Source organism: Microcoleus sp. bin38.metabat.b11b12b14.051 (genome assembly GCF_013299165.1).
GTDB lineage: Bacteria > Cyanobacteriota > Cyanobacteriia > Cyanobacteriales > Microcoleaceae > Microcoleus.
On the sequence record NZ_JAAFKD010000005.1, the window covers coordinates 261395 to 279718 of the forward strand.

General features: G+C 44.6%; 18 protein-coding genes. 2 read left to right on the top strand and 16 right to left on the bottom strand.

The window, feature by feature from the left end:
- Positions 1 to 19: 19 nt before the first annotated feature.
- The 12 genes from QZW47_RS08550 to QZW47_RS08605 form a co-directional block, all read right to left on the bottom strand.
- Positions 20 to 727: a hypothetical protein gene (locus QZW47_RS08550; protein ID WP_293126059.1), complete on the bottom strand. Its 708-nt coding sequence runs from the start codon at positions 725 to 727 to the stop codon at positions 20 to 22.
- Between the two features lie 45 nt (positions 728 to 772).
- Positions 773 to 1414, bottom strand: a complete 642-nt coding sequence (locus tag QZW47_RS08555) for a hypothetical protein (RefSeq protein ID WP_293126061.1) — start codon at positions 1412 to 1414, stop codon at positions 773 to 775.
- 21 nt (positions 1415 to 1435) lie between these two features.
- Positions 1436 to 2107, bottom strand: coding sequence for a hypothetical protein (locus QZW47_RS08560; RefSeq protein WP_293126063.1), 672 nt, complete (start codon positions 2105 to 2107; stop codon positions 1436 to 1438).
- Positions 2108 to 2157: 50 nt separating this feature from the next.
- Positions 2158 to 2718 carry a hypothetical protein gene (locus tag QZW47_RS08565; protein WP_293126064.1) on the bottom strand — a complete coding sequence of 187 codons (561 nt, stop codon included), beginning with the start codon at positions 2716 to 2718 and terminating at the stop codon, positions 2158 to 2160.
- 17 nt (positions 2719 to 2735) lie between these two features.
- Complete coding sequence (locus tag QZW47_RS08570) at positions 2736 to 3137, bottom strand: lysozyme inhibitor LprI family protein (RefSeq protein WP_293126066.1); 402 nt, start codon at positions 3135 to 3137, stop codon at positions 2736 to 2738.
- Between the two features lie 13 nt (positions 3138 to 3150).
- Positions 3151 to 3861, bottom strand: coding sequence for a lysozyme inhibitor LprI family protein (locus tag QZW47_RS08575; protein WP_293126068.1), 711 nt, complete (start codon positions 3859 to 3861; stop codon positions 3151 to 3153).
- A 71-nt stretch (positions 3862 to 3932) separates the two neighbouring features.
- Complete coding sequence (locus tag QZW47_RS08580) at positions 3933 to 4505, bottom strand: hypothetical protein (RefSeq protein WP_293126070.1); 573 nt, start codon at positions 4503 to 4505, stop codon at positions 3933 to 3935.
- Between the two features lie 253 nt (positions 4506 to 4758).
- Positions 4759 to 5382: a hypothetical protein gene (locus QZW47_RS08585; protein ID WP_293126072.1), complete on the bottom strand. Its 624-nt coding sequence runs from the start codon at positions 5380 to 5382 to the stop codon at positions 4759 to 4761.
- 292 nt (positions 5383 to 5674) lie between these two features.
- Positions 5675 to 6181, bottom strand: coding sequence for a hypothetical protein (locus tag QZW47_RS08590; protein ID WP_293126074.1), 507 nt, complete (start codon positions 6179 to 6181; stop codon positions 5675 to 5677).
- Positions 6182 to 6748: 567 nt separating this feature from the next.
- On the bottom strand, positions 6749 to 8572 hold the full coding sequence (locus QZW47_RS08595; RefSeq protein ID WP_293126076.1) for an adenylate/guanylate cyclase domain-containing protein: 1824 nt from the start codon (positions 8570 to 8572) through the stop codon (positions 6749 to 6751).
- Between the two features lie 3 nt (positions 8573 to 8575).
- Positions 8576 to 9421 carry a FecR domain-containing protein gene (locus tag QZW47_RS08600; RefSeq protein WP_293126078.1) on the bottom strand — a complete coding sequence of 282 codons (846 nt, stop codon included), beginning with the start codon at positions 9419 to 9421 and terminating at the stop codon, positions 8576 to 8578.
- A gap of 497 nt (positions 9422 to 9918) precedes the next feature.
- A complete protein-coding gene (locus QZW47_RS08605; RefSeq protein WP_293126080.1) occupies positions 9919 to 11205 on the bottom strand; it encodes a Zn-dependent hydrolase in 1287 nt (428 codons plus the stop codon).
- Here QZW47_RS08605 and QZW47_RS08610 point away from each other — a divergent pair.
- Positions 11204 to 11449 (top strand): hypothetical protein, encoded by a 246-nt coding sequence (locus QZW47_RS08610; protein ID WP_293126082.1) that lies wholly within the window; start codon positions 11204 to 11206, stop codon positions 11447 to 11449. The two genes, QZW47_RS08605 and QZW47_RS08610, sit on opposite strands and share 2 nt — an antisense overlap.
- Positions 11446 to 11847 carry a gamma-glutamylcyclotransferase gene (locus QZW47_RS08615; RefSeq protein WP_293126084.1) on the top strand — a complete coding sequence of 134 codons (402 nt, stop codon included), beginning with the start codon at positions 11446 to 11448 and terminating at the stop codon, positions 11845 to 11847. Before QZW47_RS08610 ends, QZW47_RS08615 begins: the two co-directional genes overlap by 4 nt.
- Positions 11848 to 12087: 240 nt before the next feature.
- On the opposite strand, the gene puuE is transcribed toward QZW47_RS08615, so the two are convergent.
- The 4 genes from puuE to QZW47_RS08635 all read right to left on the bottom strand — a co-directional run bounded on the left by puuE (position 12088) and on the right by QZW47_RS08635 (position 18090).
- Positions 12088 to 13011, bottom strand: coding sequence for an allantoinase PuuE (gene puuE, locus QZW47_RS08620; RefSeq protein WP_293126086.1), 924 nt, complete (start codon positions 13009 to 13011; stop codon positions 12088 to 12090).
- 372 nt (positions 13012 to 13383) lie between these two features.
- Complete coding sequence (locus QZW47_RS08625; protein ID WP_293126088.1) at positions 13384 to 14103, bottom strand: GntR family transcriptional regulator; 720 nt, start codon at positions 14101 to 14103, stop codon at positions 13384 to 13386.
- Positions 14104 to 14564: 461 nt separating this feature from the next.
- Positions 14565 to 16808, bottom strand: coding sequence for an iron uptake porin (locus QZW47_RS08630; protein WP_293126090.1), 2244 nt, complete (start codon positions 16806 to 16808; stop codon positions 14565 to 14567).
- 160 nt (positions 16809 to 16968) lie between these two features.
- A complete protein-coding gene (locus tag QZW47_RS08635) occupies positions 16969 to 18090 on the bottom strand; it encodes an ABC transporter substrate-binding protein (RefSeq protein ID WP_293126092.1) in 1122 nt (373 codons plus the stop codon).
- Between the last annotated feature and the right edge of the window lie 234 nt (positions 18091 to 18324).

Sequence of the window (18324 nt, forward strand, 5' to 3'; positions counted from 1 at the left end):
AAAGAACTATCGACCCATATCACCTATTGCCTGGTTTACAGTTTGGGTTGTTCTTTGTGGGAGATACCCCATTTCCACTTCGTAGCTGCGTGTACCTAGAAGATTCACACACCACCACATTTCGCTCTGGATTTGCAGCAGCAATGCGAAGGTCTACTAAATATGTGATTACACTAACGCCCAAACCATTTCCATTTCGGATACTTACATAGAAAAAACCATTGGTTTTGTTGTCTTTTTTAACGTCGTCGATGAATTGGTACTGAGAAGTATTAATATTTACTACTTTGACATTAACAAATCTTGGTTGGGATAGCTTTAATTTTCCAGCACCGTCTGGCGCTCTAACTCTAGTTAGCCAATAACTTTGATTCCCAACTTTGAAATCTAAAATTGATTCGACATCGTAACCTGCAAATAACATTTGACTGCCATCCCATAAAAAAACACCATCAATCGGTCTATCAATCTGGGTATCACTGTTCTGAGTAGATCGTTGGATAGCTTCTTTAAATGGACTTTGTAACATAACTTCTCTGGGAACTCGTAACACCTTTTCACCTGTGCTGAGTCTTCCAATCTCAAATGGTTTAAATTGATTGATGTTCTGAGCTACTTGAGAGGTTCTCTCTTCTTGCTTGGGCTGAGGTTGTGCACATATTGGTGCATAGCTGACAGTCAAGACGGTCAAGGTTGTCATTAGACTAAGAATCGATCGCGCTTTCATGATTTTTCCTCTCATTTTTTAGTTAATTGGTTCAGCAAGCTTAATCTATCGTTGGTCTGGCAAATAAGCGGTACAGCCAGCCGCATTAAACTTTTGAATAATCTCCTGCTTTGCCCAATCAGGCAAGAGAGTTATATTGATTCCAGGGATATATGTAAGACTAGGAGCTTTCAATGAACCTGTCAAAACATAACCATAAACTCTTGCTTGGTCTGGGTGAACATATGTATCTCCCAAATAATCTCCTTTTATGATAAATACATGATTGTTACTGGTACGGATTGTTCCATTAGATACGGAACCAACTGTAAATAATACACCGTAAGATTCTGCTGTATTTCCCCTTTCACCAGTAAGAAAAGTATCAATGATACAAACGCGACCTTTGGTATTTGAAGGATAAATGAATTTCCCTTCTTCTAATGCCCTATATGCACCCAAAAAAGGTGCTACACCTGGATCTGCTTTCGACCAAGCAGCTCTGAGAGTTCTCAACTGGTCAATTTCTGAAGTATTTTTTCGTGAAATCGAGCCCGAAGATTGAATTTGCTTTTCAAAATCTAGTTTCAGTTTCCTAAGTTCCACATCTGTGGGATATCGCAAAGATTCTGCAAATACTGCTAAGGAACCAGTCGCCAAAATTGCGAAGCTGACTATTAAACTAACAATCGATCGTCCTTTCATCATTTCTCCTATTCTTCGATCCAATTATCTCACAAAAGCAAATGATGAAATTACTATGTCAAACACTTTCTCTTCAACAGAACCACTAATGTTTTCTCCTGGGGCGTTAATAATAGAAATAGTAATCTTGTTTCGCCGATCAGGGGTAAGAAAGCTAGCTTGCAAATAAGTATCTGCCCTATCTATCTCTCCAACTATACTATACTTAGTCATAGAGACGAAAGCTTTTTGCTTAGCAATAGTTATTTCTCTAATATTTTCTACTCTCAAAGTAGTTTCATTTAGTTCAGGAATGAGACGAGTTGCAGGTGTGGCTGGTTCTACTGTCACCAACACAGGTACAGCTCCATGACCGTAACCACGCAGCCGATTTCTTTTCCCGCATTCTAATAATTTTGTATCAGCAGGATTGTACGAAATTATCGATAAACGATTCCCATCCTGCCTCTTTTCAGTTCGATAGTTAGTGGGAATGTTGAAGGAAAACTGAAATTTATCCTCTCTAATCTTTCTGGTTTCTTTAGCAGGAGCAACACTCTTGCCTCTTTCACATTGCTCTTGTCTCTGAGCCATTATTGACTCGCTCGGCGATGCCGCTGCCAACCCCATGCTGTGCTTTAATTCTGCCAAACATCCAACACCTAAAACTGTCAAAGTCACGGTGGCAATCACAAACTCTTTTGTTCTTTTTATCATCTTTTTATCTAGTGTACAATTGATATCTCAAATACGAACTATTTGCCACATTATGAACAACCTTCTATGTACTCAACTTGAGGAAGCTGACCCGACCTGAAACTTGTTACCCGATTGTTTTTTGTCTCAAATATTAAACGGTATTGGCTATCTCCTTTATCTTGCGGAACAAAAATTAAATTATTACCACGACCACCGAGCGGATTTTTGATGATTCTAATTTGTCTCGGATACGCCTTAATAATTTGCTCTTCAGTATCACCCACTTTTATTCCTTTAATAGTAGTGATTTGTTGATTGCTAATATCTACTCTGACAATGCGACTTTTTGTTACCATAAAGTTAATGCCTTGTGGCTGTCCTTGTAGCTTAAAATAGGAACAAAACTCTTCATTTGGAGGTGCATAGCTTTTTACTAATCTAACCCCAGCCGCCCGCGATGCTTCATCAACCGTCATTCCGACTCGTATCGGCCCGATTCCATCTAGCGCTAGTTTCGATCGTTCTGTGAGTTGCACTTGAGCATTGACTGATATTGCCCACATAGAAACAATTACTGTTGTGGCAATGAATAAAGTGAATAATTTGGTGAAACTGTTTATTTTTGGCATTGAGTGATATTCCTCGTTTATCTTTGTAAATATTTTTCTAATTCACCAGTACGCTGTTTGGTCATGCGTTCCCTGCATTCATTAAGAAAACCTCGATAACCCGTGCCCATGCGACTTCCATAAACTTCAAAATGGCAGTTATTTTCTTTCAACTGAATCCATCCTTTTTGTGCTTCGGAAAGTAGCGATCGCTCTTCGCGACTCAATTTGGAAATTAGTTGTTGGTAAACCTCATTTAGCCGTCGATCGGCTGCTTCATACCTTAACCTTATGCACTCCTTAATCTCTAGGTTATTTTGATGAGGATTGTTACAATTAGGCTGTCGTTGAGCATTGACTGATGTTGCCCAGGTAGAAATAATGACTGCTGTGGCGATGAATAAGGTGAATAATTTGGTGAAACTGTTTAACTTTGGCATTGATTGTTCTGGTTTAGTTTTGTAAGTATTTCTCTAGTTCTGCTGTACGTTGTTGGGTAAGTGTTTCCAAACAGCTATTGAGATAAGTTGGATAAAGACTACCTCTTTCATCTATCCTATTTGTTGAGAGAACTTTGTTTTTACAAGTTGGATCGCGCCGCTGAATCCATGCTAGTTGTTCGTCGATTAGTGTTTCTCGATCGCGACGGTTGAGTTTTGATATTACTTGCTTGTAGACTTCATTGAGCCGGCGATCTGCTTGTTTATAAGTAGCAGCAGCACAATTGCTGATATCAGCTTGAGTTTTAAGATTTTGGCAAACAGCGGGTTCGGGAACGGTAGCAAGTTCCCAGAGGCTACGGCATTTGTATTCTGATAAGTCTTCTAGCCCTCTTGCTCGTACCCAGCCTCGTCTGGGATTTGATGTGCCTGGTGGGGACTGATTGCGACCGCGACTGCCATCAACTATAAAATTAACTCCTTCATATTGAGAAACAAATAGCAAATTTCCTTCTTGTTTATCGACAAAAGCTGTATCTTGATAGGTCATCGAAAAAAATGCTTGCTTTAATGTTTTGTCGGTGTAAATGGGGGAAAAACCATTGCCACCAAAACTCACACATTTAGTTAGCTTTTGCGAACTCTCCTGGGCAAAGACTGAGGCTGAAGCAATAGCAAAAGCTGCTAAACTAACCGCTACATTAAAAATTAATTGTGTTTTCATAAAACTCTTCCCTCAGTTTCTTCTGATTTGTTCAGTAAACTTAATCTATGGCAATTACTTTCATACTTGCCTTATTTTGTTGTTCCAATCCGTTTTTCTGAATGCAGAATGCGACTGATTTGCTCGTTGGTCATAGAAGGAGCTTCTAAACAAGTAAGTCTTAAGCATCCCCAACCAGGGGTTCGCAAAAATCTAACTTCAGTATCTTTTCCATAAGTTTGATAAGAACTGGCACCACCTCCCCAGTTAAACCTAACTGCTTTGCCAGATTTTACATACCTCTCTGCCAGAGCGGAATCAATTTCTGACACTGTATTAACCCTTCTAGGTGGATAGTTAGATAAGCCTTGCTTGAGAATATAACCCATAGTATTGTCGCCCCCTGCATTGATATAAATATATCCATTTCTAAACTCACTAGGTAGGTCATAATCAACTTGGACGAAACGTTGACCACCTTGTTCTATAAATTGTTTCCAAGTTATAAGCTGAGGTTTTGGTTGTTGAGCAATCTGATAAAACGATCGCCCCTCCAATATCTGTGGGTTCGCCCTGGGCGATCGCCCGATCGCCAAAACTGATACTGAAGTAATGCTCAACACAGTCAAACTCGCCGCTACACTAAAAATCGATCGCCCTTTCATACTTTTTCCTCTTTGTTTATTCAAATGCCCTACTAGGCGAACTCTGGGCTTTGCTGCACCGCAACTGCTGCAACACCCAGAACGCTCTATGTATCTATCTGCCTTGACCCGCTACTTTTATGCAAAATATCGAGTATTGTTACAAAAGTTTACATAAAGTAGCTAAAGCTGCTGTGAGTTGAGGAGGGTTCAGCTTCTGAAAATATCAAACTCACTGAATTATTAGAGTTGAAGTGGCAGGCAATATTCTGCGTCAGTAGCAAGGGTGCAACGAACTGACAGCTTTCCGAATTTGCAACCACTCTGACGCTAGTCTCGTTTCTGAGGGTTGTATTCTGCGGTAGACCAATTCTGGATGGCGGGTGTAGAATACGGCATCTGCTACTTTATTCAATACGGGGCTGGATAAAGGAGACGCATTCCTTGCCAAACCCGAACTGTCATAGGAAGAAAGCCGCCACTCATAATTATTATTCAGGTTTCTACCGCAGTCCATCTCGTACATCAAGCTATCCTGGCTCACCACTTTTTTGATAGCCGCCCATTCCTTGATGTACTGGGTTTCGTCAGAGCGGATTTTACGACGGTTCAGTCGTGGGTATAGGTTATAGAAAATAAAGTCTGTCAATTCATCGATCGCCTTTTCGGGAGCTTGGCTAACTGCAATTTTCACAGGAACAGCAGCAGGATGGGTGATGGGTTGTGCGATCACTGTTATAAGCTGAGGTTTTGGTTGTTCAGCAATCTGATGAAACGATCGCCCTTCCAATATCTGTGGGTTCGCCCTGGGCGATCGCCCTTGCGCCAAAACTGATACTGAAGTAACGCTCAACACAGTCAAACCCACCGCTACACCAAAAATCGATCGCCTTTTCACACTTTTTCCTCTCTGTTTACTTAAATACCCTACTAGACGAACTCTCAGCGCTACTGCACCGCAACTGCTGCAACACCCTGAACCCTCCACCTACCTATCAGCCACAGCCCGCTACTTTTATGCAAAACATCGAGTATTGTTACAAAAGTTTACATAAAGTAGCTAAGTCAGGGCTAATCCGGGCGATCGCTTGCTGGGTTATGTCGATCGCTGTGAGTTGAGGAGGGTTCAGCTCCTGAAAATATCAAACTCACAGAATTATTAGAATTGAAATGGCAGGCAATATTCCGTGTCAGTAGCAAGGATGCAACGAACTGATAGCCCGCCGAATCCCCGACCATTCCGACGCTAGCCTCATTTCAGAGGGCTGTATTCTGCGGTAGACCAATTCTGGATGGCGGGTGTAGAAGATTGCATCTGCTACTTTGTCGAGCACGGGACTGGATAAAGCCGACGCATCTCTTCCGGGGCCTTGACCATCGTACTTAGACAGCAGCCACTCGTAATTAGTCGAGTTTCTACCACAGACATCTTGGTACACCAAACTATCCTGGCTCACTACTTTTTTGATAGCCGCCCATTCCTTGATGTATTGCCTTTCATCTGAGCGGATTTTGCGGCGGTTCAGTCCTGGGTAGAGGTTGTAGAAAATAAAGTCTGTTAATTCATCGATCGCCTTTTCGGGAGCTTGGCTAACTGCAACCTGCACTGGAACAGCAGCGGGATGGGTGATGGGTTGTGCGATCGCCGAACTGGAAAAAAGAGGAGCGGCGATTAATCCCAATATCAAATAGTTCATTGCATACCAGATTACAAGAGTTTGGAGTTGAAGGAATTAGTAGATAATGTTATTTACTGCACCCAATCGAAGCATTTTAACTAAGTATCAACAAATAGATGAGAATTTTAACTAGAAAATACCCGATTAGATTACCGTAATCAAATAAAAGAAATGGCTACAAAATGCCAATAATTCTAGATATTTGCCATCGCCAATAGACCAACACTGCAACAGATATTGGAGATGCTTTTTAATTTTTAGACGACAAATATATATTTTTTTACTATTCCACTTTTACTGCATCACTGCACGTTTTTTAAGGAACTCTTAACAACCTTGCTATCCCGTACTTGTCGCGGTCGCGCAAGCTGATAATTTAGTAACATCAACGGTTTCAGCGTTCATTTCCAACATATTTAGGATCGTTTGCTACATTTTATCCCAAGCATTCGGGAGAGCCATCTAGTCACTGTCACGCACCATACATCGGTTTGAGAGTCGATTATCGATCGCCCTGTGCAGCATTAGCAGCATACAGCCGATCGAGCTTTAGGAAGGTTTGCAGCAGCGCATTCGCCCCCTGTTTCATTTTTTGCCAACGATCGCGCAAATAGTTGTTTCTTGTTTTCTGCCTCTTAATTGAATACTTTTAACTGGCTTTGCTTCGTAGCTATCGCTCACCCATTCCCATGTTTCCCCAGTTATTAATACCCGATAAGGATTGCCTTCTTTAAGATCTTTATTCATGGCTTCCAATCTGGCGGCAATATTCACAGTATCTCCTAAAACCGAAAAATTTAATCGCTTCCCGCCGCCAACAGTTCCAGCAATAATCGACCCTGTATGAATGCCAATTCCAAATTCAATCTTTGGCTTGCCTTCCTTTTCAAATTGTTGATTTAATTGTTTCAATCGTTCACACATATCCAAGCAAGCGGCGATACAATTTTGAGCATCCTGTTTAATTTCTTCAGGTTTGGTATGAGGAAATGGAATGCCAAATATTGCCATAATTGCATCTCCAATATATTTATCGATAACGCCTCCGTGATCCATAATACACTCACTCATAGCATTTAAATATTGATTCAGCCAAGGCATCAATTCACCGGGAGATAGTTGCTCGGAAATGCTAGTAAACCCTCGAATATCCATAAATAAAACGGTGGCGACCATTTCTTGCGGTTGCATTTCGCCATTTTTAAATATTTCGTCCTTTCGCTCCCAAATTAGTTCAGCAGTTTCTTTTGCCATGTATTTTTCAAACAGGCTCATTAATTGTTGTTTCTCTTGTTGTTCTCGCAGTTGCAGTCCAATTCCAGCTAAGACGATCGTACCAATCGGTGCAGCGATGGGCATTAGTAGAGAATTCAACGTAAATAACAAGAAAGAAACTGCATACCAGATTAGAGGGAAAAGGATAGCGATCGCAATTCGTCCCCTAGGCCCAATTTTCGATAATATCCCGCTAGTAATTGGCCCAATTAAAAGTAATATCAGCCAACTTGTCCAGTCAGGTAAAGCTTGCAGCAGTCGGTTATTTAGCAAGTTATCAATAACTGCGGCATGAAGGTAGATCCCGCTGGTTGGTGGAATTCGATCGATAGGAGTCCGCAAAGGATCTAAACCTGTTGCTGTCGTACCTACTAATACCAATTTGTCTTTAAAAGCATCTTTGGTAATTTTAGCTTCCAGAACATCAGCAAACGAATAAGTCGGTAAATTTTGCACTTTTCCAGGCCAATTTATCCCAGCACTCTGAAATTCTAGACTACCGTTATTAGGCGGTGATAAAAACTTTTCTAGCCCTCCAGATTGCGGTTGCTTGTCGGCGTTGTAAACGCGCAGCATGGCCATTCCCAATGAGGGAATATCTCGCACCCACAGGATGGCTTGACGACCGATCCCATCTGTGTCTGAGTTATGCAAAATATGGCCTCGCTCGGCAGCTACGGCTTCTAAAGTTGGTACAATTGGTAGCAGTTTTTTTTGGTTATCCGCAGCCAGGGCTAACACTACATTACCTCTTGCACTCATAGCGTCTGCAAATTGGTCATCTTTGGGACTGGGTTCGGCAAAAATAATGTCGAAACCAACGACTGCGGGTTTAGCAGGGGAAAGGGCTTGTAATAATTGACTGTAGCGATCGCGCGAAAACGGAAATCTCCCCAACTTCCTTAAAGTTGCTTCGTCTATTGCAATCACCGCCACTCGTTTATCCCAAATAGGTTTGGGTAAAATTCCACTTTCGCGAAGTTGAAACAGGCTGTTAGAGCTCAGTTGTTCCAGCGGTTTCCAGGCATCCAAATGCAATGCACCCAAGGAAAGAATAGCAGCAGCAACCCCCGGCATTAAGGATTGGCTGCGGGCAAAAAAAACTCGCAAACGAGGGATTATTAATTTAGTCATTACCTATTTCTTAATTAAACTTTCACCGAGTTCATAAGATACCTCATTTCCCAGTGGACTGCGAACCACTAGCCAATAGTCAGAGTTAGCTGGCTTCGGCACTACCTCATCGATTTTACCTGTTCGATCCATCTTTAAGGGTTGGTCATTTAAATACACTAAATTCAGCGGATCGACATTACAAATACATCGAACTTTGTTTGGACTGATGACTGATAAACTGATCAATTCATACTTCAGATTTTCTTTGAATGGCTGGGGTGGAGCGGGAGGATTGCCGGGAAAAGTGACGGAAGCATAGCCCTTTTCTATCTTCACAGTTTGCCCTTGAGCGCTAGCGTCAACCTTCCCCTCAAATAAGGCAGTTGCTGCTTTTCCCTCTGGACCAACACCCACGGAGAACTCAGTCCCCCTGACGCCCACAACTCCGGCTGGGTTGTTAATTTCTAGGCGCGAATTGGGGTTAGTCAAGCGTCGGGCTGAAACTCTTGCTAATCCTGCGGGGACTGACAGCAGGGTAACTCTACCTCCATTGACAGCAACGGACAGACCTTTAACTTGGACGGTGCTTAATTCTGCTAGACTAATCGTGGCGATGCCAGTGTCTACCGCTAAAACCGCGCTAGATTCTTTGCCTGTAGAGATTTGCTGGCCGGCTGTTGTCAGGCGATCGCCCACTTTTGCTGGTCTTCCTTGATACGTTACGGTTCCCTTCAGTTGCCGTACTTCTACCCAGCGACTCCCAGGCAATTGAATTTCCCTCGCCAGCAAAGGCAAGGCGAAAGTGATTAAAATACCAGTAAATAGGATTGTCAGCCATTTAGAAATACCAGACCGATTTAATTTCATAACAAAAAATTATTTAGCCAGGACTATTGTCTAGATTACTATTCTTTCGGTAATTTTTCAGGAAAATTTTCAACTAACAGGATTTACGCAGACACAATATATAGCCTTTCTCGTAAATGTGAGGTAATGGGTAATGGGTAATGGGTAATGGGTAATGGGTAATTGGTAATTGGTAATTGGTAATGGGTAATTGGTAATTGGTAATCGCAAGTGCCGATAGGCTTTCTGAGGTTTCTGGAGGTAAAAACGGCCGCCGTGCGAAAAGCTGACCCTCGCAGAATTTGGCATACGTCATGTTTTTGAGAACCGCTATATGTAGTGCAGAAACAACTACGTTAGCGAAGCACTCGTTGCAGGATCGCACCCCGCTTGACTATTAGGGTATCGGCTGCTCAAAGGCGATCTCCTTTGAGGCAATCGCCAACCCTTCTTGAAATCTCGAAACGGATAATATTGGCGTATTTTTTAGATGCTTAGCAGTCACTTATTATCACGTTTTAATGATGCCCTACAACTCCATGAATCCGATCGCCCTCAGCAGCATTAGCAGCATACAGTCGATCGAGCTTTAAGAAGGTTTGCAGCAGCGCATTAGCCCCCTGAGTACACTGTTCCGGCGAAGTATACTCATCTTCTGCATGGCTGATGCCGCCCCGAGAAGCCACGAAAATCATCCCCATATCGGTAAAGCGTCCGATTTCTTGGGCGTCGTGTCCCGCCCGGCTGATTAAATGCCTGTAACTAAAGCCTAAGTCTTGACAAACTTCGACAATTGCATTCTGAATTTTTGGTGCTGCTAGTGTCGGATCTACGTGCAGCAATTGAGTGATTTCGATTTCGGTTTGGGTCGCCGAAGCTATTGCTTGAAACTCCAATTTCATTTTGGTTAACAACTGTTCCAAATTAGTTTGAGACAAATCGCGCAAATCGATTTTAAACTCGACTTTTCCCGGCACAGTATTCGTAGCATTCGGCCAAACAGTTAAGTAACCTACCGTTGCGACTTGTTCTCCGGGTGTTTCTACTCCCAGTTTGTTGACTGCTAATACCATTTGCGAAGCCGCTACCAAGGCATCTTTTCTGGCGTGCATGGGTGTCGATCCGGCATGATTGGGGCGGCCCGTTACCGTCACTCCCAGGCGGTACTGTCCGACAATTCCTTTGACTACTCCGATGCAGTCGCCCGTACTTTCCAATACGCCTCCTTGTTCGACGTGTAATTCCACAAAGGCTGCTATTTCTGTGGGGTGGCGTTTTGCTTCGGCAATTGTTGACCAATCTCCGCCAATTTGTGCTAGACAAGTTTGAATCGAAGTGCCATCACTGCGACGGTAATATTCCGGGTTGCTGACTGTATTTCCCGCCATTGCTTTGCAGCCGATAACGGTGCTTTCTTCGTCGGTAAATACGATCGTCTCAATGGCGTGTTCCAAGCGTACCCCATTTTCGTGCAACACGCGCACGACTTCAATTCCTGCTAAAACTCCCAAAACTCCGTCGTAATGGCCCGCCGTGGGAACGGTATCAATGTGAGAACCTGTTGCTAGTGCGGCGCCTTCGCGCAATCCGGCGTACCTGCCAATTGTATTACCGGCCGCGTCAATCCGAACTGTCATCCCTGCTTCTATCATCCAAGATTCAACAAGTTTGCGCGCCAGCAAATCTTCTTTGGTAAAAGCTACCCGACTTACGCCTCCTCCCGGCAATTTGCCGATTTCGGCGAGTTCGGCAATACTGTGGTTGAGGCGCGAACCGTTCACTGAAAGTGCTAGCCTAAGTGTCATGTCACATTCTCCTAATTTTGGGAAATTTGATGAGGCGATCGCGATCGGTATGATTAATTATTTAACTAATTATTGTATACTGTATGCAAGAACAGTTAAATCTGTACAAGAATGTAGGCTTGCCTACAACAGGCGATCGGCTGTAGTATTTAAACTGCTGGAGGCAAACACAGCACGCAGCATAGAGCGATCGCAGCGATTTAACTGTAGAAAAAAGTACATTTTTATCGATCGGGTGATATGAGTCAAACAGCAATTGCAGGAAAACGAGTATTCATTTGCGGTTCCGCCCTGCGGGGTCAGCCGGACAACAGCAACCTCGGAGAAGCCAAGTTCATCAGAGAAGCCAAAACACGTCCGATTTACCGCTTGCACTCGGCAGAAAACGGCTGGCATCCTGCAATTTACGAAGTGCCTGCTCGAGGCGTATCAATTCCGGGAGAAGTGTACGAACTAACTCCAGAAGACTTTGAACAGCTTGCAGCCGGGGAACCTCCACATATGTATCCATCCGATGTGATTCTGGAAGATGGGGAAGTCTTAACCGCTTTTCTTTACCCCCGCGAGTTAGTAGAGACATACCAATGGGAAGATATTTCCGATCGCGGTGGGTGGGCCGCTTACAAAGCAAATTCGCAGTAAGAACTTCAGTCCGAAAAGGTTCGTAGTAAGGACTTCAGTCCTTCCAGGTTCGTAGTAAGGACTTTAGTCCGAAAAAGGTTCGTAGTAAGGACTTCAGTCCTTCCAGGTTCGTAGTAAGGACTTTAGTCCGAAAAAGGTTCGTAGTAAGGACTTCAGTCCTTCCAGGTTCGTAGTAAGGACTTTAGTCCGAAAAAGGTTCGTAGTAAGGACTTCAGTCCGAAAAGGTTCGTAGTAAGGACTTTAGTCCTCCCGAGAAACCATCGGTTTATGATACTCATGCCAATGTCGGGCAATATCAATGCGACGGCATATCCACACCTTCTCGTGTTGCTGCACGTAATCCAAAAAACGCGCCAAAGCCGCCGCCCGCCCCGGCCTCCCCGCCAAGCGGCAGTGCAGCCCTACACTCATCATCTTCGGTGCAGTCTCGCCCTCAGCGTAGAGTAGGTCAAAAGCATCGCGCAGGTAAGCAAAAAACTGATCGCCAGAATTAAACCCCTGACTCGTAGCAAACCGCATATCGTTGTTGTCGAGGGTATAAGGAACTACTAAGTGGGGTCTGTCGCACTCGTACACCCAGTAAGGCAAGTCATCCGCGTAGCTGTCGGCATCGTAGAGAAAACCGCCTTCTTCGACTACTAGCTTGCGAGTGTGGGGACTCGTGCGCCCGGTATACCAGCCGAGGGGACGGCTACCGGTAACTTGCGTGTGAATGGCGATCGCCCTGTGCAAATGTTCCCGTTCCGCCTCTTCCCCAAAATACTTATAATCAATCCAGCGGTAGCCGTGACTGGCAATTTCCCAATGGGCTTCCAACATCGCTGCAACTGCTTCGGGATGCCTTTCCAATGCCATCGCCACGCCATAAACAGTGACCGGCATCCCCCGAGAAGTAAACATCCTGTGCAGCCGCCACAAACCCGCCCGACTGCCGTATTCATAACAGGATTCCATATTCATGTGGCGCAGTCCCGATAGGGGTTCGGCGCCGACAATTTCTGACAGAAATGTTTCCGAAGATCCGTCGCCGTGGAGGATGCAGGTTTCTCCGCCTTCTTCGTAGTTGATCACGAATTGCAGTGCTAGGCGCGATCGATCTGGCCACTGAGGATCGGGGGGATTTTGACCGTAACCGACTAATTCTCGGGGATAATTTGCTGGCATATATAACAGTTGACAGTTGACAGTTGATAGTTGACAGTTGACAGTTGACAGTTTGCCAATTTCCAATTCCCAATTCCCAATTCTTCAATCTCAAATCTCAAATCTCAAATCCTAGGATGACAATGGGCAGTTGACAGTTGACAGTTACATAGCAGTGCTATCAATTGTCAACTGTCAGCGGTTACATAAGGGTCTCGCATCCGGGCTTTTAACGGTGGCATTTTTTTAAACAGTGCTGTCAGTTGTCAATTTTCAACTGTCAACTGTCAACTGTCAACTGTCAACTGTCAGCGGTTACATAAGGGTCTCGCATCCGGGCTTTTAACGGTGGCATTTTTTTAAACAGTGCTGTCAGTTGTCAATTTTCAACTGTCAACTGTCAACTGTCAACTGTTTACCATCTTGCTTTTCTATCTCCTCAATTTCTTTAATTACCCGCGCTTTACTGGCGATTAAATGGTCTTTAATCGCTGCCTGGGCTGCGGCTGCATTCTGTTCGCTGACAGCCTGATAAATGCGGCGGTGTTCGCTGCGAATTTCCAAGACGCCGGGATTGTATGCCATCGTCCGCAGCCGTACTAAAATCATTTTGTCAAACACTTGATCCAGGAGAGTTACTAACCAATGATTGCCAGAACTTTGTGCTACCAAGCGGTGAAATTGGTAGTCAGCATAGAGCAATTGATAATTTGTCAATTCGCCCGATCGCTCCGGTGCCGTATTTTCTGCTTGCAGCACGATCGCTTCTAATTGTTGTACTTGAGCGGGTGTAGCATTTTGGCAGGCCCCGGCCGCCGATAGCTGTTCCAAAGCAATCCGACAATCATAAAGATCCGCTGCATCTGCGATCGACAAAGTGGCCACGCGCAATCCATTATTCTGCGGATCTGCGGTCACTAAATTCTCTCGTTGCAGTTGGCACAAAGCCTCTCTCACCGGAGTCCGGCTGACGTTGAGCATATCTGCCAGTTGTGTTTCGATCAGGCGTTCTCCAGCCGCCAATTCCCCCGACAGGATAGCAGTGCGGAGAGCTTGGTAAGTTTGTTCGTGAAGCGATTGAGTGCGGCGAATCGCGCGAAATGAAAGAGCCAAAATCAGTTATCCTTAAGTTAAAACTAAAGTGAAGTCACTATTGTTAAAGATTGTTGATTCAGCCTCATCTCTAAGATTTTTTCTGTAAAATAACTGTAGGTTTTGGCTGTCTCATGCTCAATCATACAACACCTTGACGCTTGTTTGACATACCTCAGCCTCAAGAAGCTGCGATCGCAAACAAAATTTCGGTAGATTGTACGCGACACCTGTAGGTAGACGGGACTGCCTTTCGTCGTGTCAACAATCGCCTAAAAGTCATGAGAAATCTCGTTTTTAGCCAAGCCTATCACCCCCGCACATCTCTCTTATTAAGGGGGACGAAAGAGAAGATTCTTATCCCCCCCCTTAGCAAGGGGGGGTTAGGGGGGGTCAAGAGCCAAACCGCCAAACAGCAGTCTATGAGTACGTTTGACCTAGTTGTTAACACGAATGTCCCCCGCCGTGTCCCTACCCGCACCTTAAAAGCTGAACTGAGTCCGCAGATTGCCCACAAACACGGTGGGATTGCCATCAAAGTTGTTAGCATTAAAGATAGCGTAGAATGCCGGGACGATCGCAATATTATTAGTAATCGGGTAGTAATACGAACCCTCCAGCTCGTACTGAGTACCTCCGTTGCCGCCGCCCGAGAGCAAAAACCTGCGACCCGATATATAATTGTGGGGAATCACAAAGGAAAGTACACCCAGCGCGCCCTTTTTTCCAAGATCGGGAAATCCCATCCCAACTTGAAAAGATTGTACTTTAATGTCTCCGCCAGAGCGATCGCGATTTACCGGATTTATTTCAAGCTGTCCGTAGGAATACCGCCCGAATAAACCAAAATTCCGGCCCAGCAACCAATCAAAATTAACCACAAAAGTATCGGCACCGGAGTCTCTAACTCTTCCCCCAAAACCGTCATCGGCATAACCGTAAGGTAGCGGTTCGCCCACAGCACCGCCAATAAATCCATTATAAGGTTTGAGGCTCGATCGCGCGTAAATCAGCCGCAGATTGAAAGAGTTGCTAGGGGCGTATTCCAACTGCGCTGTCATGGTGTTGGAACTGTTAAACAAACCATCCCTGGGATTGCTAGCAGTATTAAATACGGCAGGATTCAAAAATTCTGTATTTTCAGCCATATAAGCAGCCGTCAACTTCAGCGGCTTGGCAACTTGCCAACTCACAACAGCACCAGAACCGCGATCGACCGCATTCAACAGTGTACTGCCGGTCGAGTTAAAACTCGTTGCCCCTTTCATAAAAAACGTGAAACGGTTGCCATCGAAATATCGATAATAATTCAATCGCGGCCCGATCGCAACTTGGACTTTATCTCCGACAGGAAACGTGTAGGACATCTCGCGAATTCCCACAACATTAGCCGTCGGCGCGCCCGTTTGATCTAAAAAAGGAGTTCCCCACGAGTTGTAAAAACCAGCCGAAACCAATTCGTTTGCAGGCGAGTTGCCGTTGCCAAAAACCAACTGAGTCACCAGCGAATCTTTGCCAGTAAACGAAGTATTTAGCGTCAGGAAAGCGTAGTAACTAAAAGTAGTTTCAGGCTGCCCGCGCTCGACGCGAGTCGGTCGATTGTTGGCATCGCGAGTTGGCGGAGCAAATGGGCTTCCAGGGGCGGTGCTGCTGCGTTCTGCCCTAATATCACCTGTCGGAAATGCTGATGTTAGATTGAACCAAACGGTAGCATTAAGTTTCGTTGTAGTTGAAAATTGATTCGATTCTAGATTCGCCGTCCGAGCTTCTAGGACATCAATTCTACCGCGCAGCGTTGCTAGTTCTGCTGCAAATTCTTCTTGCAGTCTCTGGAGTTTCTGTACATCCTCTTTTTTAACTAAATTTGAGGTTCCTGCTGTTACTAACTCAGCAACTTTATCGAGACAAGCATTCAAACCGGCGGCGAATTCGTAGCGAGTCATCGCTCGATTTCCCCGATAGGTGCCGTCGGGATATCCAGCTATGCAGCCGTAGCGTTCAACTAATGATTGCAGTGCTTGAAATGCCCAATCTGTGGGTTTGACATCGCTGAGCTGGGACACTGAAGTAACCTGTTCAATCTCCGGTAAAGCGGAAGGATCGGTTACTTCTAGGCTGTCTGGTTGTGAGATTTCGGCGATGCTTGTCGGTGCTGGTTTTTCTGGGGTTTGAATTGATTCTGATAAGAGGTTTGATTCGCTGGATTTTTGAGTGGGTGTATCTGTCGGTTGGAGATTATTTAGTTGAGGAACTGCGACGACTTCCGCTTCTCTATTTGTTGGTGATTTGGGTGAAATATCGGCGGTTAGTTCTGGCGTCGTTCCCGGATTTGCCTGTGTGGGATTTGGCTCTATCGCAACTGGTAACGTGCCGGATTTTTCTGTTTCTATATTCGTCTGGATGACTTCATTTTTGGGAGAAAATTCTGCTGTTTTTTCCCTGTCTGTTGCAAGGGAAATACTATCGGAATTTTCTTTATTTTCTTGTTTGACATCAGCGGTTGTTTGTGGCGCAACCGCAGGATTTGTCGCTGTTTCAATTTTGGCGATCGCACTTGGTGACTCGAAAGCTTCAACTAGCGGTAGTTCTGCTGGCGAGGCTATTATTTCTTGAGTTTCTGTAGCGGGTATTTCCGCAGCAGAGCTGGCTGGAGAATGCAGCAGGTTAATCCAAAGTAGTGCTGGCGTTGCTGTCAGCAGGATTTGGGAATTTAAAAATTTAGACATGATCCTCACACCGTATATAGCGAATGCAATTAAAATGTTTGTAGTAATGACTTTAGTCATTCTTAAGAGAGGACTTCATTCCTCACTACGAACTTTACGAACTTTACGAACTTGCGGACTGAAGTCCTCACTACGAACTTTTGATGACTTCAGTCATTTTTTAGGTCAAGGGTTTGCGATCGGCTGCTGGAGGTAACGCTCGCTGCTCTAGAGGAGGTAAGTAGCTTTCATCAAATATTTTATTGACTGGGGGAGCTTCTATTTTTAAGGCTCCTGCTACTTGTTTTGCTGTTGCTTCCAGACGGGTTGGATCGACTCCGCCCAAGCCAACTTTTTCAACTTCGGGAGAGATGTAGAGCCGTTCTAAGGCGATTTGCAGGCGGCGTTTCTCGGCGTTTTTGTCCATTAAGCTATCTCCCGCTTTTGCGACAGATTCCAATCCGGCTGCTGGATCTTTTAATGTGTCTTGCAGTCCTTTAAAATACGCTCTCAAAAATCCTTTGACTACTTCGGGATTTTTGTCGAGAAACACTTTTTTTACGACGATCGCATTTCCGTACAAATCTAGACCGTTCTCGTTATAGTAGAAGATATTTATATCTTCTGGTTTTTTGCCTGCTTTTTCTAGTGCAGGGATGATGGTTGTGGCAAATCCGCTCACTGCATCGATATCGCCTTTAATTAATAATGTTTCCCGCAGCTTTGGTTCCATTGTAATCCACTCTACGGCGTCGGGCTGCACGCCGACTTTTTCGGCAAATACCGGCCACAGTTTACGCGGTGCATCTCCTGCGGGAGCTCCTAGCTTTTTGCCTGTCAATCCTTTAGGATCTGCTATGTTGCTCGACTTGAGGCTGACAATCGCAAAAGCCGATCGATTATAAGGCACTGCAACTGCTACTACTGGATCGTTGGGATTCTTGGCGTTGAACTCCATCATCGAGTAAATATCGCCAAATCCGATCTCGAACTGACCGGCTGCAACTTTGGTGATGGTGTCTGAGGAACCATAGCCCCGCTCGATTTTAACATCCAATCCTTCTGCGGGGAAATAGCCTTTGTCAATGGCGATCGTCAGCGGTGCATTATCGCCTTGGAGCAGCCAAGAGGGATTGACTTTGATGGCACGTTTCTGCGTGGTGTCAGCCGCCGTTGTGGCTGTTGATCCTCCCGCTGCTGGAGTAGTTGTGGCGTTGGGCTGTTGAGATTGACAGCTACTCAGGACGACTGGGGCTGCAATCAATATTAGGGAGAGCGATCGTACTAACCAACTATTTTTCATCACAAAAAAGCTTACTATTTGAACAACAAACCAACGCTAAAACCCCTTGAACACGCCAAATATGCTTACTAATCTTTGGAGGTATTGCCTCAAAGTTAAGCTTTGCCAGGGATTCTTGCATACAATACATTATATGAATAATGAATACTGTATACACATATACAGTTTTTTCTCTTTTGTCAAACAACAATAGGTTAGGATCGATTAATATTTTCCCCAGCACTTACAGCACTT